This window comes from Kitasatospora sp. NPDC004669, assembly GCF_040609455.1.
In the GTDB taxonomy this organism is placed as follows: domain Bacteria; phylum Actinomycetota; class Actinomycetes; order Streptomycetales; family Streptomycetaceae; genus Kitasatospora.
This window is the reverse complement of the sequence record NZ_JBEXKB010000007.1, coordinates 153,954-179,011: the sequence shown is the minus strand read 5'-3', so window position 1 is coordinate 179,011 and position 25,058 is coordinate 153,954. Positions and strand designations below refer to the sequence as shown.

Annotated in this window: 23 protein-coding genes, 1 tRNA gene and 3 pseudogenes; 17 read left to right on the top strand and 10 right to left on the bottom strand. The window is 70.1% G+C overall.

Annotated elements, in window-relative coordinates:
* Positions 1-70: 70 nt before the first annotated feature.
* The 3 genes from ABZW30_RS08880 to ABZW30_RS08870 form a co-directional block, all read right to left on the bottom strand.
* Complete coding sequence (locus ABZW30_RS08880) at positions 71-967, bottom strand: MBL fold metallo-hydrolase (RefSeq protein WP_355670363.1); 897 nt, start codon at positions 965-967, stop codon at positions 71-73.
* A gap of 61 nt (positions 968-1,028) precedes the next feature.
* On the bottom strand, positions 1,029-1,994 hold the full coding sequence (locus ABZW30_RS08875) for a hypothetical protein (RefSeq protein WP_355670362.1): 966 nt from the start codon (positions 1,992-1,994) through the stop codon (positions 1,029-1,031).
* A 183-nt stretch (positions 1,995-2,177) separates the two neighbouring features.
* Entirely contained in the window at positions 2,178-3,065 is an 888-nt protein-coding gene (locus tag ABZW30_RS08870) for a helix-turn-helix transcriptional regulator (protein ID WP_355670335.1), read from the bottom strand.
* Positions 3,066-3,207: 142 nt separating this feature from the next.
* Here ABZW30_RS08870 and ABZW30_RS08865 point away from each other — a divergent pair, with 142 nt between their 5' ends.
* Positions 3,208-3,708, top strand: coding sequence for an SRPBCC family protein (locus tag ABZW30_RS08865; RefSeq protein WP_355670334.1), 501 nt, complete (start codon positions 3,208-3,210; stop codon positions 3,706-3,708).
* 1,158 nt (positions 3,709-4,866) lie between these two features.
* Here the strand turns inward: ABZW30_RS08865 and ABZW30_RS08860 are convergent.
* A tRNA-Met gene (locus tag ABZW30_RS08860) sits at positions 4,867-4,943 on the bottom strand.
* Between the two features lie 354 nt (positions 4,944-5,297).
* Positions 5,298-5,597 (bottom strand): DUF4193 domain-containing protein, encoded by a 300-nt coding sequence (locus ABZW30_RS08855; protein WP_355670333.1) that lies wholly within the window; start codon positions 5,595-5,597, stop codon positions 5,298-5,300.
* 210 nt (positions 5,598-5,807) lie between these two features.
* On the opposite strand from ABZW30_RS08855, the pseudogene ABZW30_RS08850 reads away from it, so the two are divergent.
* Positions 5,808-5,930: pseudogene (locus tag ABZW30_RS08850) on the top strand (IS630 family transposase); the annotation flags it as partial.
* Positions 5,931-5,975: 45 nt separating this feature from the next.
* On the opposite strand, the gene ABZW30_RS08845 reads toward ABZW30_RS08850, so the two are convergent.
* Complete coding sequence (locus ABZW30_RS08845) at positions 5,976-6,755, bottom strand: alpha/beta hydrolase (protein WP_355670332.1); 780 nt, start codon at positions 6,753-6,755, stop codon at positions 5,976-5,978.
* Positions 6,756-6,836: 81 nt separating this feature from the next.
* Between ABZW30_RS08845 and ABZW30_RS08840 the strand changes: the two genes are divergently transcribed.
* The 4 genes from ABZW30_RS08840 to ABZW30_RS08825 all read left to right on the top strand — a co-directional run bounded on the left by ABZW30_RS08840 (position 6,837) and on the right by ABZW30_RS08825 (position 11,789).
* Positions 6,837-7,439 carry a TetR/AcrR family transcriptional regulator C-terminal domain-containing protein gene (locus ABZW30_RS08840; RefSeq protein ID WP_355670331.1) on the top strand — a complete coding sequence of 201 codons (603 nt, stop codon included), beginning with the start codon at positions 6,837-6,839 and terminating at the stop codon, positions 7,437-7,439.
* Positions 7,440-7,573: 134 nt separating this feature from the next.
* Positions 7,574-8,692, top strand: a complete 1,119-nt coding sequence (locus tag ABZW30_RS08835; RefSeq protein ID WP_355670330.1) for a hypothetical protein — start codon at positions 7,574-7,576, stop codon at positions 8,690-8,692.
* Between the two features lie 275 nt (positions 8,693-8,967).
* Positions 8,968-10,083, top strand: coding sequence for an IS701 family transposase (locus tag ABZW30_RS08830; protein ID WP_355670361.1), 1,116 nt, complete (start codon positions 8,968-8,970; stop codon positions 10,081-10,083).
* Positions 10,084-10,775: 692 nt separating this feature from the next.
* Positions 10,776-11,789: an NYN domain-containing protein gene (locus ABZW30_RS08825; RefSeq protein ID WP_355670329.1), complete on the top strand. Its 1,014-nt coding sequence runs from the start codon at positions 10,776-10,778 to the stop codon at positions 11,787-11,789.
* A gap of 115 nt (positions 11,790-11,904) precedes the next feature.
* Here ABZW30_RS08825 and ltrA read toward each other — a convergent pair whose 3' ends face one another.
* Positions 11,905-13,167, bottom strand: a complete 1,263-nt coding sequence (ltrA, locus tag ABZW30_RS08820) for a group II intron reverse transcriptase/maturase (RefSeq protein WP_355670328.1) — start codon at positions 13,165-13,167, stop codon at positions 11,905-11,907.
* Between the two features lie 778 nt (positions 13,168-13,945).
* Between ltrA and ABZW30_RS08815 the strand changes: the two genes are divergently transcribed.
* Complete coding sequence (locus ABZW30_RS08815; protein ID WP_355670327.1) at positions 13,946-14,533, top strand: hypothetical protein; 588 nt, start codon at positions 13,946-13,948, stop codon at positions 14,531-14,533.
* Between the two features lie 217 nt (positions 14,534-14,750).
* Here ABZW30_RS08815 and ABZW30_RS08810 read toward each other — a convergent pair whose 3' ends face one another.
* A complete protein-coding gene (locus ABZW30_RS08810) occupies positions 14,751-15,416 on the bottom strand; it encodes a metalloregulator ArsR/SmtB family transcription factor (RefSeq protein ID WP_355670326.1) in 666 nt (221 codons plus the stop codon).
* Positions 15,417-15,499: 83 nt separating this feature from the next.
* Here ABZW30_RS08810 and ABZW30_RS08805 point away from each other — a divergent pair, with 83 nt between their 5' ends.
* The 5 genes from ABZW30_RS08805 (at position 15,500) to ABZW30_RS08785 (ending at position 20,392) form a co-directional block, all read left to right on the top strand.
* The gene (locus ABZW30_RS08805) at positions 15,500-16,864 is read left to right on the top strand and encodes an MBL fold metallo-hydrolase (RefSeq protein WP_355670325.1); all 1,365 of its coding nucleotides are present in this window, start codon (positions 15,500-15,502) and stop codon (positions 16,862-16,864) included.
* Positions 16,861-18,138, top strand: a complete 1,278-nt coding sequence (locus ABZW30_RS08800) for an MFS transporter (RefSeq protein WP_355670324.1) — start codon at positions 16,861-16,863, stop codon at positions 18,136-18,138. The genes ABZW30_RS08805 and ABZW30_RS08800 overlap by 4 nt, the downstream gene beginning before the upstream one ends.
* 70 nt (positions 18,139-18,208) lie before the next feature.
* The gene (locus tag ABZW30_RS08795) at positions 18,209-18,340 is read left to right on the top strand and encodes a hypothetical protein (RefSeq protein WP_355670323.1); all 132 of its coding nucleotides are present in this window, start codon (positions 18,209-18,211) and stop codon (positions 18,338-18,340) included.
* A gap of 202 nt (positions 18,341-18,542) precedes the next feature.
* Positions 18,543-18,860 carry a rhodanese-like domain-containing protein gene (locus tag ABZW30_RS08790; RefSeq protein WP_355670322.1) on the top strand — a complete coding sequence of 106 codons (318 nt, stop codon included), beginning with the start codon at positions 18,543-18,545 and terminating at the stop codon, positions 18,858-18,860.
* 152 nt (positions 18,861-19,012) lie between these two features.
* Positions 19,013-20,392, top strand: a complete 1,380-nt coding sequence (locus ABZW30_RS08785) for a rhodanese-like domain-containing protein (RefSeq protein ID WP_355670360.1) — start codon at positions 19,013-19,015, stop codon at positions 20,390-20,392.
* A 222-nt stretch (positions 20,393-20,614) separates the two neighbouring features.
* Here ABZW30_RS08785 and ABZW30_RS08780 read toward each other — a convergent pair whose 3' ends face one another.
* Positions 20,615-21,814: an IS110 family transposase gene (locus tag ABZW30_RS08780; RefSeq protein ID WP_355670321.1), complete on the bottom strand. Its 1,200-nt coding sequence runs from the start codon at positions 21,812-21,814 to the stop codon at positions 20,615-20,617.
* Positions 21,815-22,026: 212 nt separating this feature from the next.
* Here ABZW30_RS08780 and ABZW30_RS08775 point away from each other — a divergent pair, with 212 nt between their 5' ends.
* From ABZW30_RS08775 to ABZW30_RS08765, 3 genes are all read left to right on the top strand, one after another.
* Entirely contained in the window at positions 22,027-22,611 is a 585-nt protein-coding gene (locus ABZW30_RS08775) for a rhodanese-like domain-containing protein (RefSeq protein ID WP_355670320.1), read from the top strand.
* A complete protein-coding gene (locus tag ABZW30_RS08770) occupies positions 22,608-23,480 on the top strand; it encodes a sulfite exporter TauE/SafE family protein (RefSeq protein ID WP_355670319.1) in 873 nt (290 codons plus the stop codon). The genes ABZW30_RS08775 and ABZW30_RS08770 overlap by 4 nt, the downstream gene beginning before the upstream one ends.
* Before the next feature lie 63 nt (positions 23,481-23,543).
* Entirely contained in the window at positions 23,544-23,810 is a 267-nt protein-coding gene (locus ABZW30_RS08765) for a metal-sensitive transcriptional regulator (RefSeq protein ID WP_355670318.1), read from the top strand.
* 171 nt (positions 23,811-23,981) lie between these two features.
* On the opposite strand, the pseudogene ABZW30_RS08760 reads toward ABZW30_RS08765, so the two are convergent.
* Positions 23,982-24,406 (bottom strand): annotated as a pseudogene (locus ABZW30_RS08760) (hypothetical protein); the annotation flags it as partial.
* On the opposite strand from ABZW30_RS08760, the pseudogene ABZW30_RS08755 reads away from it, so the two are divergent.
* Both ABZW30_RS08755 and ABZW30_RS08750 read left to right on the top strand, forming a co-directional pair.
* Positions 24,360-24,467, top strand: a pseudogene (locus ABZW30_RS08755) (hypothetical protein); the annotation flags it as partial. The pseudogenes ABZW30_RS08760 and ABZW30_RS08755 overlap by 47 nt on opposite strands.
* A 220-nt stretch (positions 24,468-24,687) precedes the next feature.
* Positions 24,688-25,058: N-terminal phage integrase SAM-like domain-containing protein (locus ABZW30_RS08750; protein ID WP_355670317.1), on the top strand; the 371-nt coding region annotated here is incomplete at its 3' end.

Here is a 25,058-nt window from a genome sequence, read left to right as displayed (position 1 = left end):
TGGCTGCTGGTTGCTCATGTGGATGCCGCCGCTCCAGGGTGGCCGGAGCGGCGGCGGGATGGAGCCGGGCTCAGTACCGGGTGATCGGCGCCCACTTCTTGATCACGAATCCGCTGCCCTGGTCCTGGACTTCGAGGGCGCTGTGGCCGCAGAAGTGGGCTGGCAGGACGAGGGCGTTGACGTCGGCGGCCCAGCCGAGCAGCCTGCGGCGGGTTGTGCGGGCCTGGGCCGGGTCCTGGCAGAAGCAGCTGTTGTGGTCGGGGTGCATGACCTGCAGGGGGGTGTGCATCAGGTCGCCGGCGAACAGGGCCCGGTCGCTGCCGGAGGTCAGCTTGACGACGCTGGATCCGGGCGTGTGGCCCGGGGCTGCTTCCAGACGCAGGCTGCCGTCGATGGCGTGGCCTGCCTCCCACAGCTGCACCTGGCCCGCGGCGTGCACGGGCGCGACGCTGTCCTCGAAGACGTTCTCGTTGACGCCGCCGACGATGTCCGGGTTGTTCGCCGGGTTCCAGAACTCGAAGTCGGCCTTGGGCATCAGGTAGGTGGCGTTCGGGAACGTCGGTACCCAGGCGCCGTCGATCAGGCGGGTGTTCCAACCGACGTGGTCGACGTGCAGGTGGGTGTTGACCACCAGGTCGACATCCTCGGGCCGCACACCGGCGCGCGCGAGGTTGCCGAGATAGTCCAGCCGCAGGTGGTCCCACCCGGCGACGGCGGGGCGGGCCTTGTCGTTGCCGACACCGGTGTCGATGAGGATGGTCCTGCCCTCGCTGCGCAGCAGCCAGGTCTGCATCGCGACATGGACCATGGCGTCGTCGGCACCCAGGTGGTCGGGCACCAGTATGTCGCGCTGTTCCTGCCAGGCATGCTCGGGCAGGTCGGGGAAGAACTGGTCCGCGGGCATGATCGGACCGTGCATCTCCTCGATGCGGGTGATGGTGACATCGCCGAGTTTGAGCTCGTGCATGTTCTGCATGGTGTTCTCCTGACGTGCGGGATTCTTCGGGGGACCGGGGGCTGGCACGGTGTTATTCGTTCAGGTGGGCGAGGATCAGGTTGGGGTCCGTGGCGGTGACGTAGGCGGCGCTCATCACGTAGACGGTGTCGCCGCGCAGGGCGATCGAGGTGGGGTTCTGGAGGCCGTCGGCCGGGGTCAGCACGATGGAGTGGGTGCCGTCGGCCTGGATGAGGGCGACTTCGCTGGGACCGTTGAGAGCAGCCAGGATCTGGTCGCCGTGGCCGGTGAAGGCGAAGTCGTCGATCCCCGACAGACCGGCGGCCTCGGTCTGGACCGATCCTGCGCATCCGCCGGGGAGGATGGGGATGCGCAGGACGGTGCCCTTGTCGAGGTTGGTGGCCCATACCGCCCCGTCGTGGATCTTCAAACCATTGGCGCCGAGGAATCCGGTGGAGGCCAGTTCGGGGGCGGTGGACCACGCGGTGGGGGCACCGCCGCTGGTGGGCACGCTCCAGACGGTGCCAAGGACGGAGTCGGTGACATAGAGGGTCCCGCTCCGCGGATCCAGGGCCAGGCCGTTGGGCAGGCCGGTCGCGGGCAGCGCGGCGATGCGCTGCGGCACGCCGCCGGGGCGCAGGCGCCACACGCCGGTCAGGTCGGCGGTGCCGGTCGCGTACAGGAAGTACAAGGTGCCGTCGTGGGCGCGGACGATGCCGACGGTCAGGGGGGAGCCCAGGACCGGCGTGTGGATGCCGCCGTCGGCGGGCAGCGGCAGGGTGGCCAGGATGCGGATGGTGCCCCTGGGAGAGATCCGGGCGACCTGGCGGGCCTCGGCGAAGGTGACGTACGCACTGCCGTCGGGGGCCAGGGCGATGTTCTCCGGCGTCTGGCCCTTGGCGTGGTCGAAATGCAGGGCGATCCGTGCGTTGCTCAGCGGCGCGGAGAGGGCCGATGCCGGAGCCGGACCGGTCGTCGCGATCACGGCCGCGGACAGGACGGCAGCCGCAGCGGCGGTCTTGGACAGCTTCTTGACCATGATGCCTTCACTGTTTTCGGGCATGCGGCAGCGGTAAGCGGTACGCCGACGCACAAAAATGGGTGGATGGCTTCTGCCCGGGGCGCCATGCGCCGGGGGCTGCTTCGGGCAGCGGCCGGTTGTCGGCGTGCCTGGGTGGACGGGCGCTCGCAGATGTCGCCCAGTGCCCGGTGGTGTCTCGGGTCAGCCGGCCTCGGCCAGGGCCCCCGGTCGCACCAGGTCGCCCTGAGCGGTGATCTGGGCGAGCAGGGCCAGCGTGGTCCGCGCGGGCGAGTCCGCCTCCGTGGTGACGACCACGATGTTCTGACCCGGCCCCTGGCTCCAGGTCTGCTGCGTGACCGTCAGCGGGCCGACCAGCGGATGCCGCATCTCGTAGGCCGCGACAGTGAAGGCCTTGACACGGTGGTCAGCCCACATCGAGGCGAAGTCCGTGCTCCTCGCACTCAGTTCACCCACCAGCGCGTGCAGCGCGGTGTCGTCCGGGTACTGGCCCGCCACCAGGCGCAGATTCCCCACCACCGCCCTGGCCTTGCTCGGCCAGTCCGCGTACAGCTCACGGGTATGGGCGTCGAGGAACACCAGTCGGGCCATGTTGGGACGCTCCGCCGACCGGCCCGGGGCACCGGGATCCAGGTGCGCGGCGAACAGTGCATGGCCCAGCCGGTTCCACGCCAGGACGTCACTGCGGCGGCCGAGCACGATCGCCGGGACATCCGCCAGTACCTCCAGCAACTGACCGGTCGCCTCCGTCACCCGCTCCGGCGCGGACCGCCGGCCCCGGCCGGGGCCCTTGGTCGACCGGGCCAGATTGTGCAGGTGCAGACGCTCGGCCTCGTCCAGCCGCAGAGCCCGGGCGATCGCGTCCAGCACCTCCGGCGAGGCGTTCAGCGACTGCCCCTGTTCCAGCCGGGTGTAGTAGGAGACGCTCACACCCGCCAGCAGCGCCAGCTCCTCGCGCCGAAGGCCCGGCACGCGCCGCCGCTCCCCGTAGGTGGGTACCCCGAGATCCCCCGGACGCAGCTGGGAGCGCCGCGTCTGCAGGAAGTCCCCGAGCTGCACTTTTCCGTTCATGGATCCGAGTATGGGCCGAGCCGCAACACGCAGCCTGACCCTGGCGGGGATAGGCACCAGCGGGTCTGGCTCCCCGGCAGGAGCGGTGATGACGTGGGCGTCGCCGAACCGGCACCACTGCGCACGCACCCAGGAGGACGCCTTGAGCACCACCACCAGCGAACACGACCTCTTCGAGACTCTGGACGCGTCAGGTTTCGCCTTCACCAGACGCGCATGGGTCGATGCCGCACCCGACCGTGTCTATGACCTGGTCAGTGACGTGTCCGCGATCGGCCTCTGGAGCCCCAACGCGACCGACGTCACGTTCGACCAAGGTGCCGGGCCCCGGGTCGGCGCCTGGTTCAGCGGCCGCAATCAGAAAGACGGCAGGCAATGGACCACCCGCTCCCAGATCGTACGAGCCGACCCCGGCGCCGCCTTCACCTTCGTGGTCGGCGGCGCCGAAGACGGCATCGTGCAGTGGAGCTGGACCTTCCGCCCCCAGGGACGCGGAACCGTCGTCGAGCAGTCCTGGCAACTCCTGCGCCTCGACCCGGTGCTGGGCACCACCCGCGGCGACCTCGACGCACTCCGCGACTACATGACGAACAGCGTCGAAACCACCCTGATCTCCCTCGCCCAATGGATCGCCGAAGCGTGAGGTGCCCGGGTGTGGCTTCGTCGACCGTGGCAGGTGCGAGCGACTCGCCTGCCCGCGCCCCGCGCTTGGATCGCGTCCTGAAGAAGGTCGCCAGATCAGGACGACCACGCCGCCCTCTCGGGTGAGAAGCCGCAGCCTGCGGCCCAGCCCCACGGCCCCTGCTCCGAGTTCCCGTATGGCCTCATACGGCTCAATCGGGTGTCGCTCACCGCGATACGGGACGAGGCTGCGGTGGACGGCACGCCGGTCCAGGCCCTGAAGGTGCCGCCGCAGCTCAGCGAGCGTACCCAGTCGCTGGTGATCGCATGGTGGTCGCGTCGAGACGATCGCTGGAGAGGCAGGCAAACGAGAATCCGGCCCCAGAAACCAGGATAAATCAGCGCGAACTGGCCCCAGCTGCAGAAGATCACGCATAGCAAGTGCCAACCCGACACTGGCACTTCACCCATTCGGGAGAGTCGAGCCGCTGCAGCCATGGAGAATCCCGGTTGACTATCCGGCCCCAACTCCAACCCATTTACGGCGAGTTGACCACTCCAGCCCGCCCTCGGGCAGCGTTCCCAGGCCGATCAGGGCGCGACCACCATGCGATCACCACCCCGCGACACGCACAAAAAAGGCGCTTCCATCATTCCGATGGAAGCGCCCTCCGACCTGCGAAAACTCGCGGTCGGGACGACAGGATTTGAACCTGCGACCCCTCCCCAGCACCTATCACATCCACAGGGACCGGCGTGCTTCCAGGTCCTCATGTTGTGCCTGGCCACTGGTATATGCCGAGCCGTCACCGAACGCATGACTCGACGGCTCGGCAATCGGGCGTTTCAGGGCCGCCTGCGGTCGGCGTCGATCGGCATCCTGGATGGGTGATGACGCGTACTGCCACGTCGGGACCGGACACAGGCATCCCACCAGCAGCCGTCGGCCGAGGGCCCGGGCCGACCAGGTGATGGACGCCTCGCACGTCTACGTCGGCGCCTGCTGCCCGTACCTCATCGCCGCCACCCCGTCGCCACCCCGACCGCTGCTCATCGGCCACCGCATCGCGGCCCCGGCCGCGCCCTCCAGCCGCCACGTCTCGTGCCGCGCGGCGCACCCCACCGCTGGCCAACGAACAGGGCCGGGGCCCGCGCAATCATGCGCCGGCCCCGGCCCTGGTGGTAGCGGGGACAGGATTTGAACCTGCGACCTCTGGGTTATGAGCCCAGCGAGCTACCGAGCTGCTCCACCCCGCGTCGGTGAGATCACCCTAAGCGATGACCGTGCCAACACGAAATCGGTTTCCCGCACCGGGCCGCCGGGCCAGCCCACACTGGACGCCCACGGTCGGTGGGCAGTGGCAGCATCAGCGGCCCGCCGCACGCGCCGGCGCGCTCCGCGTCGCAGTCCGGGCACTCGGCGGCCCCGGCCGTTGCCTCCCTCACGCAACTCCGGCTCGGAGCCCGGACGGCCGCCGAGCGGTCCCTTGCACGTCCAGCACGGCGGCCGCGCTTCGCATGGGCCTCACGCGCGGCCTGCAGGGCGTCCAGGAGCGCGGCGTCTGGGCTGCGCGCCGTTCAGGATGCGGTCGGCTCCGCCTCTCTTCGCAGTCAGGACGCGCAGTCGCGGCAGATGGGCTGGCCGTTCCCGTCCTCGCCGGCGAGTTGGGCGCGGTGGTGGACCAGGAAGCAGGTCATGCAGGTGAACTCGTCGTGCTGAAGGGGCACGACTTGGACGGTGAGTTCCTCGCCGGACAGGTCGGCCCCTGGAAGCTCGAGGCCTTCAGCGGCCTCCGTGTCGACGTCGACCGCGGAGCCCTGCTTGTCATCACGCCGGCTTTTCAGTTCCTCGATGCTGTCGTCGCCGGCGTCGTCGCCAGTGTTGCGCGGGGCGTCGTAGTCGGTTGCCAAGGCGTACCTTCTCGTCAAGGGTCGGTTCCGGAGGGCGAGTCGTACCGCTTGCCCGGGCGGCGCAGTGCCGGCGCGCCGCGAGCGCGAACGGGCCGGTCGCAAGGCCAGTACCGCGCCTCGCGCCGACCCTACGCCGCCCTGGCCGCCGATCCCCGCCCCCGACGCCGGGCCCCGGCACAATGGCCGGCCGATGAGCGCCGAGGAACCGGCCTGCGCTGGCGCAACGCCAACGCCCGCCACCCCGACGTCCTCGCCGCCCAACGCAAGGAGCGCGCCCGCATCCGCAGCGAGAAAGGACTCCGCTGGGGCGGCAGACCTGCCCTCGCCGCGTGATCAAGCAACCCGGCGAAACCCATGCGGTCACAGCACCGGCCCCTGTCAGGCCTTCAGAGCGCCAAGCGGCAGGTACCGGGCCGACCGCTCCTCGGCGAAGAAGTCCAGCAGCAACCTGCTGACCAGCTCAGGCTTCTCGATCGGCGCCGCGTGCGAAGTGCCGGGCAGCACCGCGAGTTGGGCGTCGGGCAGCGCCTTGACCATGGCGGCGCTGTGCTCAATCCGCACACCGTCGTCGTCACCCTGCATCACCAGCACCGGCATGGGCAGCCCGGCCAGGGCGTCGAGCCCGATGTCGGGCTCCTCGCGCCACATCTGCAGCCACTTCCCGAAGACCACCGGGAAGTGCCCGGGCCCGTCCGGCGAGAGCGGCTCGTACTGCGGGCGGAACATCGACTCCAGCAGCCCTGTGTTGGCCTCGTCGAGCATCGCCAGGTCCGCCTCGGTCCCGCCGTCGCGGCAGACTCCGGTGCTGATCAGCACCAGCTTGCGGACCAGGTCCGGGCGGCGCAGAGCGAGCCGCAGAGCGACCGTGCCGCCGGCGCTCCAGCCGACCAGATGCACCGGCCCGGCGCCCAGGGCCGCCAGCAGGGCCTCGGTGTCCTCGGCCATCAGCTCGCTGCTGACCGGCCCCGGCAGGTCGTGGGTCCGCCCATGCCCGCGCCGTTCGGGCGCGTAGACCCGGTACCGCTCAGCCAGTGCGGCGAGTTGGCCGAACCAGCTGTCGGCGGTCACCCCGCCGCCGTGCAGCAGCACGACGGGATCGCCCTCGCCGAGCACCTCGCAGTAGGTCCGCAGACCGTTGACCGTCAGGTACTCCCCCATGCCCCGCGCCCTTTCTCGGTGACCACTTGAGCTTTGCTCAGGTACAGCCTACACAAGACACTTGAGCTAAGCTCAAGTCCTGTGCGACTCAACCGGGAAGACGTCATTCGCAACGCGGTCGACCTCCTCGACGAGGTCGGGCTGGATCGGCTGACCACGCGCGCCCTGACCACCCGGCTCGGTGTGGCCCCCGGTGCGCTCTACTGGCACGTGCGGAGCAAGGCCGAGCTGCTGGGCGCGATCGCGGCCGAGATCATGCGGCCAGCGTTCACCGATCCGCATCAACGGCAGGGTGATTGGGCGGAGCAGACCGCCGCGTTCGCGCACCGCACCCGCCGAGCCATGCTCGCCCACCGCGACGGCGCCCGGGTGGTCGCGGGCCATCTCCCGCTCACCCCGGATTCCCTGGAAGCGACCGAGGCAGGCCTGGCCCTGCTGCGCGCCACCGGCCTGCCACTCGCCCGAGCAGCTCACTTCGGGCATACCGTGGCCTGCTATGTGACCGGCTTCGTCCTCCAGGAGCAGGCCGCACCGCCCATGGCAGCCCCGATGCCCGAGATCACCACGGAGCACCACCCCAACCTGGCGCGATGGACGGCCGAGAAGCCGTCTGACAGCGAGCAGTCCTTCACCGCCGGCCTTGACCTCATCCTGGGCGGTCTGCGGGCGAGCCTGGCACACTGACCTCCCACCGTGCGGACAGCGCCCAAGTGCTATGAGCGCAAGCCGGTGAACCTATGCGGTCACAGCACTAGCTAGGGCCTGTATCGAGTCCCGATCAATCTGCCCTGTCTGTCCTCACGGATAGGCTGACCGGCATGTTGCGAACGCTTCCGTCCCTGATCACCGAGAAGGCGGCCCTGTCTGTCGCTGGAGCCGGCCTCCTTCGGTACGCAATGGGGCCGGCCTTGATCGGGGCGGGAGCTGACGCAACCGTCGTCATCGTCGAGTCCGGGGACAATCCGAAGGTCAGCGGCGTCCAGGACTCCCTCTGGGTACTTCTGCGCGGGGATCGGATTCCAGAACTCCACTCCAGGTTCGAGTTCCGAGGTGCCTTGCCCATTCACGTCTTCGCGCGACTGGAAGAGGGCTGCCTCCCGCTCGGCACCGCCCAGTGCAGGGCGATGCCGTCGGCACCGGCTTACTTCGACCGTGCCGAACTGAGGCTCAGCCAACCGCTGACCCGCGAGATGCTGGATGCGGTCCGGCCAGTCCCGTCACCTGGGCCGGTGCCAGACGTGGACTGGATCGACCTCGTGGAATCAGATCCGAGCCGGGCCTTGGAGTCGTTCGTCCTCGGCTGGTTTCCCGAAGCGGAGTCGGCTGACGACGAGACCACGGCAAACGAACTGGACAACCTGCCAGAGGCGTTGGCCGCCTTCCACCGCCTGGCCCGCCTCCGACCGGCCATCCACAGATTCATCGACCCAGTACTGAAGAAGCCCAGGCGTGCATCCGGGCCACTGGGCGACCGACTGATCTTCGCGATGTGGAACGGGGCCAGCAGGGACTGGTCCATCCCCTGGCCGCTGAATAAGCCGGACGAGCCCGATCCACGTGTGTGGTTCACCGAAGACCCCGATGATCCGAACCCGGAGACGACCCTTGAAGAGGAACCGCTGAGCCGCTTCCTCCTGCAGTTCACCCTCAACGGAGCCATGAGTGTCGCCCCCTACGGCGCTCGCACCTACTGCATGCCGACCGCGCGCCTTGACGCGCTGTGGAAGCTGCTGCGCCCCGTACCCCTCAGTCCCTTCATGCCGACCTACGCGGCCGAGCGGTTTTTCGCGGCGCCGGGACTTCTCGCCCGCGTCAGCGGCGACGAGGACGAGGACGAGGACGAGGACGAGGCAATCGTGGGCTTCAGCGCGCTTCACCGCGGGACCCTGACACCGCTGCTCGAACACGGTTTCCGTTGGCACCGGTTCGGCGGGTGAGGCATTAGCCCCCGATGAGGTCGCATGTCTGCCCGTGGGCGGGGCCGTTTAGCGTGAGGTCTTTGACCAGATCATCGACGCTCGTAGGTGGAGTCCAGCGATATAGCTCTCAGGCGCCCTGCAGCGGCTCGGCGTCGCGGGGTCGAAACCGCGGATTGATCACGACTCGATACGCGCCCTAGTACTGCAATCACAGTTACTGGTGGGGTAGTTGCGAGGTCTGCCGGTGACTGTGGTTGTGTTCTGTCGTGTCTGTGGATCTCGGGGTGGGACAGATCGGGGCCTGGCAGGAGACGCTGTCTGGGCTGCATGAGCGGTTCGCTAGGCGTTTTTCCAGGTCGGAGCCGCGTGCGCGGGCCCTGACGTATATGGCGGGGTTGATTGCGCCACTGGAGCGGAAGAACGGGTGGACACTGGCGGAGCGAGCGGGCGAGGGGCATCCGATCGGGATGCAGCGCCTGCTGGGCGAGGCGGACTGGGATGCGGACGGTGTCCGCGACGACGTGCGGGACTTCGTCGTGGAGACGATCGGCGCCAAGGACGGCATCCTGATCGGCGACGACACCGGTTTCCTGAAGAAGGGCTCGCGGTCGGCGGGTGTGCAGCGGCAGTACACCGGGACGGCGGGCAGGACGGAGAACTCCCAGATCGGCACGTTCCTGGCTTACGCCTCGGCCAAGGGCCGCGCGTTGATCGACCGGGAGTTGTATCTGCCGGCCTCGTGGACGGACGACCGTGAGCGCTGCCGGGCGGCTGGTGTGCCTAATGAGGTGCCGTTCGCGACGAAGAACGAGCACTTCCGGTGGATGCTGCAGCGTGCGATCGACGCCGGGGTGCCGTTCGCATGGGTGACGGCGGACGAGGCGTATGGCCAGGTCAAGCACCTGCGTGTGTGGCTGGAGCAACGCGGCGTCGGGTATGTGCTGGCCACCAGGGTCAACGACACGGTGATCACGACCGGGTGGCGTGAGGTCCGGGTCGACGAGCTGGTCGCCGATCTGCCGAGGCAGGCCTGGAAGCGCCTGTCCGGCGGCAAGGGCTCCCACGGCGAGCGGATCTACGACTGGGCCCGGGTGGCGATCCGCCCTGTGTGGGAGGACGGCGTCGGGCACTGGGTGCTGGCCCGCCGTTCGGTCAGCGACCCGACCGAGATCGCCCACTACGTGTGCTACGGCCCCGTCACCACCCGCCTGAAGGACCTGGTCAAGGTCGCCGCGGCCAGGTGGGCGATCGAGGAGTCGTTCCAGGTCGCGAAGAACGAGTGCGGCCTGGACCACTATCAGGTCCGCCGCTACGACGCCTGGTACCGGCACATCACCCTGTCCATGGCCGCTCTCGCCGCGCTGACCGCGATCCGTGCCGAGGAACTGGAAAAGGGGGCTGCCGATTAGGACAAACCACCCTGATACCCCTGTCCGTCGCAGAGATCCGCCGCCTCATCGGCCTGGTCCTCCAGCCCCATTACCTCACTCCCGCGCATCATCTGCGCTGGTCATGGTGGAGACGCCTCAGCCAGACCCGGGCCCGCCTCAGCCACTACAAACGCCGAGGCCACACCCCATAACTGTGATTGCAGTACTAGGAGCGTGGGTCAGTAACAGGCAGTTGATCGAGCGAGTGTGATCGCCGGTTACCGGGCGTCTGTCCGGTCCTGTGTGCCGGTGGCGGGTGCGGGCCCTGCCGCTCACCCTGATGGACACCGGCCGATGGGGCCATGGCTTGGGAGACTGCGGACACCATGCCGAACGGCACGGCCCGGGTGCCCGCGGACTCCGACGGTATGCCGATCGGCACATGGTCCCCTCCCGGCCGTTGGACGAGGCTGGAGCCGGCACCGCATCCGTTCGGATGTGCCCCACCGCTCGGCCGTACGGTCTCCCGATCGACTTCTCCGGACCGGTACGCGCTCGACGGCAGCCTTTGACCCACGAGACGACTCCCGCCCAGGGCGGTGAGGGAGAGGACGCCCGCGATGGCCGGACCAGTCGTTGAAACGCACCAGGGGGAAAGTCCGGCGGCGTCCGCGCCGGCCGTTTCCCGTCGCTGGTGGTCCAGGTGGCCCGAGTGGTCCTCGTACCTGGCGGTGGCGTGGTCTCTGCTCTACGGGCTGGCCAGCCTGTACTGGGCCGTGGGAGGTGCCGGGTACCCCTTCCGAAAGACGGTCGACGACCGTGCCTCGGCGTCGCTCCTCGAGCCCAGCAGCGCCTCCGTGGTCGCGCCCGTGATCGCGGTGTTCTGCGCGGTCGGCGTCCTCGTCGGGGTCCTCATGGTGCGGGGCCGGGGAACCGCCCGGCAGCGCAAGGCACTGCTGGCCTACGGATGGCTCTCCGCCTGCCTGCTGACCTTCCTGATTCCCGACTACTCACTGCTCGGTCTGCTGGCGTTCTCGCCGCTGCTCCTGGTGTTCGCCTTCACCGGGGTGCCGGGGCACCAGACCATGGGCGACATCCTGTACTGGCACCGCGAGAACCTGGTTATCGTCTTCGCTGGCGGTCTACTGTGGGGCGCGATGACGCTGGCGTACCAACGGCGCACCAGCGGGCAGTGCGTACGGTGCGGGCGCGGCGCCGGGGCTGCCGCGGCGTGGACCGAGGCGGCCACCGCGCTGCGCTGGGGGCGCTGGGCGGTGTGGACGGCGGTGATCTCGACCCTTCCCTACGACATCACCCGGCTCGCCTGGTACTTCGGCTGGCCGTTGGGGATCAACGACGCGTTCCTGAAGAACATGCGGGACACGCCGCCCATGCTGGAGATCGGCCTGGGGCTGGGGATCGTCTCCACATTGGGCAGTCTCCTGACACACGGTCTGGTCAGCCGGTGGGGTGAGGTGTGGCCGCGCTGGGTGCCCGTCAAGAGGGGCAAGAAGATCCACCCGGCCACCGCGATCGTTCCAGCCTCGATCGTGTCGGTCGTCCTCATCCCCGGCGGGCTGATGAACATCCGAGGCTACGATGCCGCGATGCCGGGCACCAACGGACCGGGCATGTTCTGGCTGCTCTGGGGAGCGGCCCTGGGCATCGCGACCTACTCGTACCACCTGCGACGCCGTGGCCGGTGCCGGTACTGCGGACAGGGGCAGTGCTTGCCCACGCCGTGACAGGCGGCACCCCGGCACCCGCTGTTTCGGTCGGGTAGCCGGGAGGAGTCTCACCTCCCGGCCCCCACAGATCCGTACGTAAACCTCTCGGTTTATACGGCTCTTGTCATCCTGGTCACCAGACAGCGGGCATGGTGATGGTCCACTTCCAGTGCGCGAACAGCCTCGGGAACTGCTTGGTGACCCTCAGCCACGCCTGGTGGGCTTTCTTCCTTGCCCGCAGCCGCTTGTACTTCGAGCGGACCCAGCGCATCAGGTAGGCGTTGATGCGCGTCAGGAGCCGATACAGCTTCGACTGGTAGAACCGGCCGTAGTACTGCATCCAGCCCGCCACGATCGGGTTGATCTCCCTGGCGAGCTCCTTCTCGGTGAGGTTGACCCTCTGGTGCAGCCGCCAACTACGGACGACCGCGCCGATCCTCTTGAGGGCATCGTTGCTGATCGCAGGCAGGAAGGAGAGGAACCGCCTCCCGTTCTTGTCCTGCGCCCTACGCGGCTGGAACGTGAACCCCAGGAACGTGAACGCGACGTGCTCGTACGAGCCGTGCCGCGAACGGTCCTTGCAGTACACGATCCGGGTCTTGTCGGGATGCAGCCGCAGCCCGACCTCCTCCATCCTGTCCCCGAGCGCCGCCAGGACCTCGCGGGCCTGGTGCTCGCTGACGCAGTGCACGACCGCGTCGTCTGCGTAGCGTTCGAACTGCACGCCTGGGTAGTTCCGGGTCAGCCAGGCATCGAACGCGTAGTGCATGAACAGGTTCGCCAGCACAGGTGAGACCGCTGAGCCCTGTGGGGTTCCTCGGTCTCGCAACTGCAGAGTTCCGTCGGGCAGTTGAAGAGGCGCTTGGAGCCACCGCTGAACGTACAACTTCACCCAGACGGCGTCAGTGTGAGCGTCCACGGCCTTGACGACGAGGTCCCACCGGACGCTGTCGAAGAACTTCTGGATGTCGAGATCGATCACCCAGTCCTTCTTCCAGCAGCGCTGCCGGCAGCGTTCCACCGCATCCAGGGCCGATTTTCCAGGCCGGTAGCCGTAGGAGTCCTCGTGGAACACAGGGTCCACGCGAATGCCCAGATGCCTGGCCACCACGGTCTGGGCAACCCGGTCAGCGACAGTCGGAATTCCTAGAATTCTCGTGCCGCCGCCGTGCTGCTTCGGAATCTCCACCGCACGCACCGGAGGCGGGAAGTAAGCCCCCGACGACATTCGATTCCAGATCTTGTACAGGTTCCCCTGCAGATCGGCCTCGAAGTCGGCGATCGACTGCCCATCCACCCCAGATGCACCCTTATTCGCCTTCACTGCACGCCAGGACTCCCAAACCTCCCACTTCGAAATATCGAACGGCTTGCCTTGCGCTTTCAGCTCGTCCACCCAGCTCCTCCCGGACATTCCGGTTGACCGACCGAACAACAGCCACGGATGACCCGGCCCCTTCGCTCCGCCCCCCGTTACAGGAGCCTCACAGCTACTACGAACCGGTCCGCCAGCGCACCCCGCGACGGTACTCAAGCCCTACAGGGCACACCTGACTCGGGCACTCCCTCTCGCCGCCACAAGGGCGGTCGGTGTCGGGGCACGCCTTCTCACGTTCCACGCAGGAGCAGCAGACCGGACTCGCGTCGCCTCCATGCCGGACACCACCTGGCCAATAGACGGGCACCCGCCAGGCTCATCCCGGAATTGTTTCCACACCCCGGTTTCGATGTCATCTACTGATTTTCGACACGTCAGCGGCGATTCGCTTGCGCTCGCCTTTTCGATCCCCACCTGACGTCTCGAAGACGCCTTTTCCTCGATCGCTCACCACGACGGTCTTCAGCCAACGCAGCACGAGGCGGTTTGGAGCCTCCCCCCGCAGGGCGACTCCGAAGGGCCACAACCTTCATCTCCCACGCAGCATTGCAATCAGAGATGTCTACCTACATAACATTCCTCCTGCATTCGTGACACACGGAAACGATCTCCAGCCGGCTGCCAACCCGCCCTGCTCACCGCCACTCGTGAACGCCCGTCCGCAGTGGCCGTCCCCCTCATCTGCTGAACCATTGCACCCTCGCTCGGCTACGGCCCAGCGGGGGTGCTTCTCGTCCCCGGAGCGGGTGACCTGCGTGCGGATCGTGATCATTCATGCGAGATGATCCCGGTATGCGTGATCAGGAGTGGCTGTTCGAGGCCGAGCTGGTCGAGCCAGAGCAACCGCTGCCGGCGTCGATGGTCGGTCGGAGCGGGGCCGTCCGACCTGCTGGCCGGCCTGCTCGACCACGCCGCGACCCTGTTCGCGCGGCTCACCGTCGCTCTGGCCGCCGTCCACGCCGTCCCCGTCACCGAGATCCGCGACGCGCTCACCGTCGACCTGAACCTCGCCCGCGGAACCCTCGAACTGCGCCGCGGCCTGCTGCGGCACACCCTCTACCTGGAGGAGCTCACCCACCGTCTCGCCGCCGACTGGCTCACCTACCGCCACCGCCGCTGGCCCGCCTCCCTCAACCCCCACCTGCTGGTCAGCCAGAAGACCGCACTCGACCCGGACCTCCCGGCCGTCAACAGGAACTCCCTGCGCATCGGCCTGCCCGACGGACTGACCCTGGAAAAGCTGCGCCAGGACCGCATCCTCGACGAAGCCTTCGCCACCGGCGACCCGCTCAAGCTCATGCGACTCTTCGGGATCACCGACGTGACCGCCATGCGGTACGTCGGCGCGGCCTACCCGGAGCGCACCGCGAAGCTGCCCCGGTAGCCGGCCGATGCCGCCCGGCGCGCTGTCAGCGTGACGCGGGATCAGGTGACACCAGGCCGCGAGGTCCAATGGTGCGGTCGGGTCGGCGGTCGCGAGGTGGATGACGGTGCCCGGCGGAGCGTGGGAGATATGCCCGCGCAGGTGCAACGGCAGGGCCGCGCGGAGCATGCCGGTGCCGTCGACCACGAGCGGTTCGCCCCGGGGCGGTGCGTCGCGCTCACGCGGCGCCGGCTTCGACGGGGAGGTCGTTCAGGCGCCATTCGAGCATGCCGTCGACGAGACGGGCGGCGCGGCGCCCCCGGGTGGCGAGCAGGCGGACGGCGTCGTGGGACAGCACGCAGTTGGTGCCGCGGCAATAGGCGACGACCTCGGCGTCGGCGGGGAGTTCGGCCAGGCGGGCTTCGAGCTGGTCGAGGGGGATGGACAGGGCGCCGGGGATGTGGCCGGCGGCGTACTCCTCGGCGGGGCGGACGTCGATGACGGTGGCCGTGCCGGACTTCACCCGTGCCAGCAGTTCCTCGCGGGTGAGGTGGTCGGTGTCGTCGGGGCCGAGGTAGTGGGTGCGGGCGTGCTCGGCGGCGGCCTGGTGGGTGCGAGCGACCTGCTGCAGCAGCGCGTAGAGGGCGGCGACGTCGTCCCCGGCGAGGCGGTAGTGGATGCGCACCCCTTCGCGGCGGGTGGCGACGAGTCCGGCCTGTTTGAGGGCCTGCAGGTGGGAGGAGGCGGTGGTCAGGCCGAGTCCGGCCGCTTTGGCGAGGGCGTCGACGCTGCGCTCGCCCTGGGCGAGCAGGTCGAGCAGTTCCAGGCGCTTGCCGTTGGACAGTGCCTTGCCCGTGCGGGCGAGGGCGTCGAACAGTGCGGCCTTGCGGGTCGGGTCTCCCATTTGCTTCCTCCAAGAATCCATGGATTATCGTAATACGAGTCGGATGGAGAGGCCACCCGGCCCGCACCATCGTGGAGGACACCGTGAGTTTCGCCGACGAGCACCTGACACCCCTGGTCGATCCCGGGCTGGGCAACAGTGCCTACCTGGTCGACCTCGGCGACGGCCGGGCCCTGGCCGTGGACGCCTCCCGCGACCTGCGGGCCCTGCGCCAGGCCGCCTCGGCGCGGGGCCTGAGGGTGGCGTTCGCCGCCGACACCCACCTGCACGCCGACTTCCTGAGCGGTGCGCTGCAGCTCGCCCACGACGACGGCGCCACCGTGCTGGCCTCCGCCACCGGGCACCGCGCTTTCCCGCACACCCCGCTCGCCGACGGCGACGAGGTCGACCTCGGCGGACTGACCCTGCGGGCCCTGGCCACCCCCGGCCACACCGACGAGCACCTGTCGTTCCTGCTCCTGGACGGCTCGCGCGAACTGGGGGTGTTCACCGGCGGCTCGCTGATCGTCGGCTCCGCGGCCCGCCCCGACCTCCTCGGCGCCGACCGGGCCGAAGAGCTGGCCCACGCCCAGTACCGCTCCCTGCGCCGCCTGGCCACGCTGCCCGATGAGACGGCGGTGTGGCCGACCCACGGCGCCGGGTCCTTCTGCTCCGCCCCGCCCGGAGCCGAGCGCACCACCACCATCGGCGCCCAGAAGCGCGCCAACGAGCTGCTCGCCGCTCCCGACGAGGACGCCTTCGTCGCCCGCCTGCTGGGATCGCTCGGCTCCTACCCCGCCTACTTCGCCCGGCTGGGTGAGCTCAACCGCCAGGGCCCCGGCCTGATCCCGGGCGAGCCGGTGCTGCCGGCCCTGACCGCGGCGCGGGTCCGCTCGCTGATCGCCGACGGCGCCCGCGTCGTGGACGTCCGTTCCACCGCCGAGTTCGCCGCCGGCCACCTCCCCGGCGCGATCTCCATCGCGCTGCGCGACGCCTTCGCCACCTGGCTCGGCTGGCTCCTGCCCGACGACACCCCGCTGGTCTTCGTCCACAGCCCCGGACAGGACCTCGCCGAACTCACCTGGCAGGCCCGGAAGATCGGCTACGACCGCCTGGCCGGACACCTGGCCGGCGGCATCGACGCCTGGACGGCCGCGGGCGGACAACTGGAGACCATCGACCTGATCAGCCCCCGCGAGGTGGCCGACCGCCCGGTGGTGGATATCCGCCAGACCATGGAGCACACCGCCGGACACATCGCCGGCGCCCGCCACATCGAACTCGGCACCCTGACCGCTCGCGCGGACGAAGTCCCGGCAGGAGCGGTGCTCGCCTGCGGGCACAGCGAACGCGCCATGACCGCCGCCAGCCTGCTGGCCCGGGCCGGGCAGCGCCACCTGGCCGTCCTCGACGGAGGGCCCGCCGACTGGGCCGCCGCCACCGGCCGTGACCTGGAGTACGGAGCATGACCACCACCGCCCCCGCCACCACCGCGACCCCGCCCACCGGCATACGCCTGGGCCTGCGCGCCAACCTCGCCCAGTTCGCCCTCCTCGTCGCCGTCAACGCCCTGGTCGGCGGCATGCTCGGCCAGGAACGTACCGTCCTGCCACTGCTCGCCGACCGCACCTTCCACCTGTCCGCCTACACCGCCGCGCTGACCTACATCGTCGCGTTCGGCGCGACCAAGGCGATCACCAACTTCTTCGCCGGGACCCTCTCCGACCGGTACGGCCGCAAGCCCGTCCTGGTCGCGGGGTGGTTGTTCGCGCTGCCGGTGCCGCTGCTGCTGATCTGGGCACCGTCCTGGGGCTGGGTCGTCTTCGCGAACGTACTGCTCGGCGTCAACCAGGGCCTGGCCTGGTCGACCACCGTCATCATGAAGATCGACCTGGTCGGGCCGGGGCGCCGTGGCCTTGCGATGGGTCTCAACGAGGCCGCCGGCTACGGTGCGCTCGCCGCCACCGCCATGGCCACCGGCGCCATCGCCGCCCACTGGGGCCTGCGCCCGCAGCCGTTCTTCCTCGGCATCGCCTACGCCGCCCTCGGCCTGGGCCTGTCCGTCCTCGCGGTACGCGAGACCCGGGAACACGCCCGCGCCGAGGCAGCCCTCCACCCCGCGCCCGCGAACCCGGACCACCACGGCGAGCTGACCACCGGGCAGATCGCCCGCGCCGTCAGCCTCACCGACAAGGCGCTGTCATCGGCGAGCTGGGCCGGGATGGTCAACAACCTCAACGACGCCCTCGCCTGGGGCATCTTCCCCCTGCTCTACGCCGCCCACGGCCTGCCGATCGGGCAGATCGGCCTGCTCGCCGCCCTCTACCCCGCCGTCTGGGGGCTGGGCCAGATCCTGACCGGCTGGTGGTCCGACCGCATCGGCCGAAAGCACCTCATCACCGCCGGCATGCTGCTGCAGGGCGTCGCGATCGCCCTGGTCGCCCTCGGCACCACCTTCCCCGTCTGGGCGCTCGCCCAGGTCCTGCTGGGCGCCGGCACCGCGATGGTCTACCCGACCCTGCTCGCCGTGATCGGCGACGTGGCCCACCCCGCCTGGCGGGCCCGCGCGGTCGGGGTCTACCGGCTGTGGCGCGACGGCGGCTTCGCCGTCGGAGCCCTGCTCGCCGGAACCCTCGCCGACGCCTACGGCCTGACCACCGCGATCTGGGCCGTCGCCGCCCTCACCGCCACCGCCGGTCTCGTCGTCGCACTGCGTATGTACGAGACCCGCCCACAGGGGTGAACCCGGTCCGGCGCGGCTGCGGGCTGCCCTTGCGGCCTTCGGGATCGCCTCTATCCCCACGCTGATGGTGGTGCGCGACGGTCTTGTGCTGCACGCGCAGGCCGGGGCGCTGCCCGAGCCCGCCCTGGAGGAGTTGGTCGCCACGGCGCGCGAGGTGGACACGGACGAGGTGCGGCGCCAGGTGGAGGCCCAGTCCTCGTAGCGGCCACGCGCCGTCCCGCGCCCAGGCGCCGGGTCCGCCGACTCTGATCAGTCGGCGAATCCGGCCCCTGCCGTTCCGATGCCGCTGGACGAAAGCGCGCCATCGCACCCCCCTTGGATACCCCCATAGGTATTTGACGGGGGTGCCGTGGTGGAGTTACCTTCGAAATCAAGATGCCCCGGGGGGTATATGGAGGACAGACGTGACCCGAGAGATCGACCTCGACGCCTTCGTCTCGGCCTGGGCCGATGGCGGCCTCGTCCTGGACGTGCGCGAGCCGGACGAGTACCACGTGGGACACGTGCCCGGCGCACTGCCCGTCCCGCTCGCGAAGCTGCCCACCTGGGCCGACGCCCCGACGGACCGGCCGGTGTACGTGATCTGCGCGAGCGGCAACCGCAGCCTGATCGCCGCCGACTTGATGCACGCCCGCGGTGTCGACGCCCGCTCGGTCGCCGGCGGCACCCGCGGCTGGGCCCGCGCCGGACACCCCCTCGCCACCGGCCCGCACCCGCACTGACCCGCCCCCGCACCGCCCGGCGCACTTTCGCCCCTTGGTTCACCTGAAGCCGCGGCCCGTCGCCGACCGGCCGCAGCCTCGCCCTACCCGTTTCCATACCCCACCCGGTATATCAGGCCCCGCGTGGGCCCACGATCGGAAGGTTGATCCCCGTGTTCTTCGCCCAGTACTACCTTGACTGCCTCTCCCAGGCGTCGTACATGATCGCCGACGAGTCCACCGGCAGGGCGGTGGTCGTCGACCCGCGCCGGGACATCTCCGAGTACCTGGCCGACGCCCAGGCACGCGGCTTCACCGTCGAGGCCGTCATCAACACCCACTTCCACGCCGACTTCGTCGCCGGCCACCTGGAGATGGCCGCCCGCACCGGCGCGTGGATCGGCTACGGGCAGCGGGCCGAGACCGAGTACCCGATCCGCCACCTCGCCGACGGCGAGCGGATCAGCCTCGGCGAGGTGACCCTGCAGATCATGGAGACCCCCGGCCACACCCCGGAGTCGATCAGCGTCCTGGTCTACGAACACGCCGCCGACCAGGTCCCCTACGGCGTGCTGACCGGAGACGCGCTGTTCATCGGCGACGTCGGCCGCCCCGACCTGCTCGCCTCGGCCGGCGTCACCGCCGAGGAACTCGGCCGGATGCTCCACCACAGCGTCCAGCACAAGCTGATGCGCCTGCCCGACGACGTGCGGGTCTTCCCCGCCCACGGCGCCGGCTCGGCCTGCGGCAAGAACCTCTCCACCGAGAAGCAATCCACCATCGGCGCCCAGCGCGCCACCAACTACGCCTGCCGGCCCATGAGCGAGGACGACTTCGTCGCCATCGTCACCGCCGGACAGTCCACCGCACCCGGCTACTTCGCCTACGACGCCACCCTCAACCGCCAGGAACGCGACCTGTTCGACCCCACCGCCACACCCCGGCCACTGTCCCTGGAGGACTTCCGCGCCGAACACGCCACCGGAGCGGTCGTGGTGGACACCCGCAGCCCGCAGGAGTTCGGCACCGGCCACCTGCGCGGCGCGATCAACATCCCCGCCGACGGCCGCTTCGCCGAACAGGCCGGCACCGTCCTGACCCCCGACAGCCGCATCCTGGTCATCGCACCCCAGAACCGCGAGGAGGAGATCACCACCCGCCTCGCCCGCATCGGCTTCGACCACGTGGCCGGCTACCTGCGGGGCCCCGACGACGCCCTCGCCGCCATGCCCGACCAGGTCACCCCCGCCAGCCGCCTGACCGCCGACCAACTGCGCACCGCCCTCGCCGGCGACCAGCCCCCGGTAGTCCTGGACGTCCGCAACTGCTCCGAACGCGCCGGCGGCCACATCGACGGCTCACTCCACATCGCACTGGGCGAACTGCCCCACCGCCTCGACGAGATCCCCACCGACCGCCCCCTGGTCCTGCACTGCGCCGGCGGCCACCGCTCCTCCATCGCCGCCAGCCTGCTGCGCCACCACGGCGTCGAGGACGTCTCCGACATCCTCGGCGGCTACGGCGCCTGGGCACTGCTCACCGAAACCGCCTGACCGGCCCCCTCAGACGCCGGGATCCGGCACGGAGGCCGACCGTCATCAGCCCTCCACCCCGGACCCGGCCCCCAAGCCAGGCCCTGGCCCCCGAACCAACGGTGTCCGACGCGAGACCACCCCCATCGCCCCCGCCAGACACCCGCGCCGAGCCATACCTCGACATATACCCGGGTGGGTATTTAGCCCACCTGGCAGAACCATGGAGTCTCAATGACTGAGTCAAACCGCCTGCGCGACCGGTGCGGGGGTGAAGATCCGGTTGTCGCGCAGGAGTGCCCACAGGACACTGACCCTGCGGCGGGCCAGGGCAATGATCGCTTGGACGTGCTTGCAGCCCTCGGCGCGCTTCTTGAGGTAGAAGTCCCGGTTGGGGCCGTCCTTGATGATGCTGGTCTGCGCGGACAGGTAGAACACCCGGCGCAAGCGGCGACTGTAGCGCTTGGGCCGATGCAGGTTGCCGGTCCGCCGGCCGGAGTCACGCGGGACGGGCACCAGCCCGGCCGCCGAGGCGAGGTGGCCGGCGTCCGCGTAGGCCGTCAGGTCGCCGGCGGCCACGATGAGCTCGGCGCCGAGTATCGGTCCGATCCCGGGCAGGGACTCGATGATCTCGGCCTGCGGGTGAGCGTGGAAGGTGTCGCGGATCTGCTTGTCGATCCTCTTCAGCCGGTCGTCCAGGGCCAGGATCTGCGCGGCCAGGTCCGCGACGATCGCGGCCGCGACATCCTCGCCGGGCAGCACGGCGTGCTGGGCGTCGGCGGCCTCCAGGGCGGTGGCGGCCACCGCGTCGGCGCCGCGGACGCTTCGGTTGGCGAGCCAGGCCGTCAGCCGGGCCCGGCCGCGGTGGCGGATCGCGGCCGGGGTCTGGTAGCCGGTCAGCAGGACCAGGGCGCCCTTGTGGGCGGAGTAGTCGAAGGCCCGCTCCAGGGCAGGGAAGATGCCGGTCAGTACGTCGCGGAGCCGGTTGATCATCCGGACCCGGTCGGCGACCAGGTCGGCGCGGTGCGCGGTCAGCAGCGCGAGGTCGGCCGCGAGCTGGGCGGGCACCTCGATCACGGTGAAATCGCGGCGGTGGCGGGCGGTTTCCGCGATGACGTAAGCGTCGCGGGCATCGGTCTTCGCCTCGCCCCGGTAGGCGCCGGACATGCGGTTGACGGTCCGTCCGGGCACGTAGACGGCCTGCTGGCCGTGGGCTGCGAGCAGGGCCAGCAGCAGAGCGGAGGCTGTGCCGGAGATGTCCACTGCCCAGTGGACCTTGTCTGCCAGGTCGAGGATCTCGCCGAGCGCGGTCAGGATCGCCGTCTCGTCGTTGTCGATCTTCTTCGACCACAGCGTCGCGCCGGTCTCGTCGACCACGGCCGCCCAGTGATGCCCCTTGCCGGCGTCAACCCCCGCCCATGCATGGGAACTTCGCTCGCTCACTCGCCCCTCCTCGATCTCGCCAGCATCCCATTGGCCCGAGGAACACCCCGCCGTCGTCTCCGTAAACAGCGACCGCACATGGCGCGCACATCTCAATCAGCAGCCAGGGCGCCCCGGAGAGCCGGACGGCCACTCCTTGGGAGCCACTGAAGGCAAGACCCCATAAGCCACATCCGGCCCTCCTGGGCCGACTAACACCTTACGGAGACCCCATGACCACCCCCACCCGCACCCCCGCCGGCATCGACACCGCCGCCCTGAGGGAACTCACCAAGGACGGCAGCGGCCCGCGCCTGCTGGACGTGCGCACTCCCGGCGAGTTCCACACCGTCCACATCCCCGGCGCCTACAACGTGCCCCTGGACACGCTGCGCAAGCACCGCGCCGAACTGCTCCACCACCTCGACGAGGACACCGTCCTGATCTGCCGCTCCGGCGCCCGCGCCGCCCAGGCCGAGCAGGCCCTCGCCGACGCCGGACTGCCCAACCTGCGCGTCCTGCACGGCGGCATGGTCGCCTGGGAGACGGCCGGCGGCCCGGCGACCCGCGGAGCGGCACGCTGGGAACTGGAACGCCAGGTCCGCCTGATCGCCGGTTCGATCGTGCTCGTCTCCGGACTGGCCGGCCTCGCGATACCCGGCCTGCACCTGATCGGCACCGCCGTCGGAGCCGGCCTCACCTTCGCCGCGGTCACCAACACCTGCGCGATGGGCATGATGCTCGCCAAGCTCCCCTACAACCGCGGCCCGCGCACCGACATCAACACGGTGATCGCCACCCTGAGGAGCCGGCCGTGATCACCCTCGCCATCGCGGCCTCGCTCCTGATCGGCATCCTCCTCGGAATCCTGGGCGGCGGCGGATCCATGCTCACCGTCCCGATCCTGGTCTACCTCGCCGGTCAGGACACCAAGCAGGCCATCACCACCTCCCTGTTCGTCGTCGGCATCACCAGCATCGCCGGCCTGATCTCCCACGCCCGCGCGGGCCGGGTGCGCTGGCGCACCGGGACACTGTTCGGCCTGACGGGCATGGCCGGCGCCTACGCCGGCGGACGAGTCGCCGCCTACATCCCCGACACCGTCCTGCTCGTCGCGTTCGCCCTCATGATGCTCGCCACCGCGGCCGCGATGCTCCGCGGCCCGGCCAAGACCGCGACGCAGCCACAGGGCGAACCCCCGCTCCACCGCCTGCTCCTGCAAGGCCTCGTCGTGGGTGCGGTCACCGGCATCCTCGGCGCCGGCGGCGGCTTCCTCATCGTGCCCGCGCTGGCCCTGCTGGCCGGCCTGCCGATGGGCATCGCGGTGGGCACCTCGCTGCTGGTCATCGCCATGAACTCCTTCGCCGGACTGGCCGGACACATCTCCGGCGCCCACCTCGACTGGAACCTCGCCCTCGCCGTCACCGCCGCCGCCGTCCTCGGCAGCCTCATCGGCGGCCGCTACGCCGGACGCATCCCCCAGCACACCCTGCGCACCGGCTTCGGCTGGTTCGTCATCGCCATGGGCCTCTTCGTCCTCAGCCGCCAGACCGGCCCGGCCGCCCTGGCAGCCTTCCCCGCGATCGCGGCCTGGCCGCTGCTCCAGCGCAGACGCGCACGCCGCACCGAAAACCCACCCGCAGCAGGGGTGGTGGCGCCCAGCCCGGAACCCGCCAACCGCCACTGACTGCCACAGATACCCACTGGGGTATCCTGAAGGAAGCAGTCGGCACGAGCCAGGAGGAAACCGGTGAAGGTGGAAGAAGAAGCGACGAGCGCGGTCCTCAACCGGCTGCGCCGCGCCCAGGGGCAGCTCGCCGGCGTCATCGCCATGATCGAAGCCGGCCGCGACTGCAAGGACATCGTCACCCAGCTCGCCGCCGTCTCCCGCGCCCTCGACCGGGCCGGCTTCAAGATCGTGGCCAGCGGCATGCGCCAGTGCCTGGCCACCGCGGACGGCGACACGCCGCCGATGTCCGAGGCCGAACTGGAGAAGCTCTTCCTCGCCCTCGCCTGACCGAACCCGAGCGGCCCGACGGCACCACCTCCGCCGACGGGCCACTCGCCCGCTGCTCGGCCGCCCGAACACGCGGGGACTGCGGAACATCCACGCCAGGCTGCACGCCGAGCCGACCATCCGTCATCATCCCGCCGCCCCACGCCCCTCGCACCCGGGACACAGCCTCGCTCATAGCGACGCGCCCCAGGATTCCGCCCCGAGCCCGGCGGCACCGCAGTGCCCGAACGTCGAACGCCACTCGAACGGCTCCGCCCACCTCAGCCCCCGCCCGCTCCTGGGCCTGGCTCGCGGCGGCGCCCACCGCCACCGTGGCCGACCGCAGCGCCCCCGCCGACAGACCAGCGCCGTGACCAGCATGAACGAGGCCCGCAGCGAGCTGCCCTGGGCGATGCCGCCCACGATCGCCGGCGCCACCAGCCCGGAGGTGTAGGTAACGGTGGCCACCCGGCGATCGCCCGGCTGGGGTTCGGCCCGGCGCGGCCGGCCGCTGCGTCGGCGAGCGGCACCACCACGGCGATCCCGATGCCGAGCAGCGCGAACCCCGCGATCGCCATCGCGGGGCCTGTCGCCGTCACCACCAGCACGCCGCCCGCACCGCGCGGACCGCGCCTCATCGGCGAACTGTCCACCCGCAGTGATGAGTTCAGAACCCTATGGGCGGCACAAAACGTCCGCCTACACCAGACCGGGACCGAGACCTTCCACCACCCGCCAGCGCGTGTCCCCGCCAGTCGATCTTGCCTGTGCTCCACGCCCCGCCCTGCGCGCTCTGCCGCCACACCCACCACTCCTGGCCCGGGAGGAGGGCAAGCGTCGGACTCGGCGGCGGGGTGGGTTCGCCAGTCGGGCGGAGGCGGCGCGGGAGATGGCGCGGGTGCTGGATGCCGAGTACCGGGGTGTGTACGAGGACCGGACGCTGCGCGTCGGGCTGTTCCTGTACAAGTGGCTGGAGGCGAAGCGGCCGGCGCTGGCCCCGAACTCCTGGGCGGGCTATCGGGCGTGCATCGAGCGTGACCTGGTGCCGGCGTTCGGCGGCATGCTGCTTGTCGACCTGCGGCCCAAGCACATTGACGCCTGGGTGAGCGCGCAGCTCGCGTCAGGCCGCGGGAGCACCACCGTGCACCACGCGGTGGCGATGCTTCGCAACGCCCTGAACCACGCGGTGCGGACGTGGCGGCTGCGCTACAACCCGGCCAAGCACTCCGTACCCGCCAAGCCCCGCGCCGCCGTGCGCGTCTGCTGGAC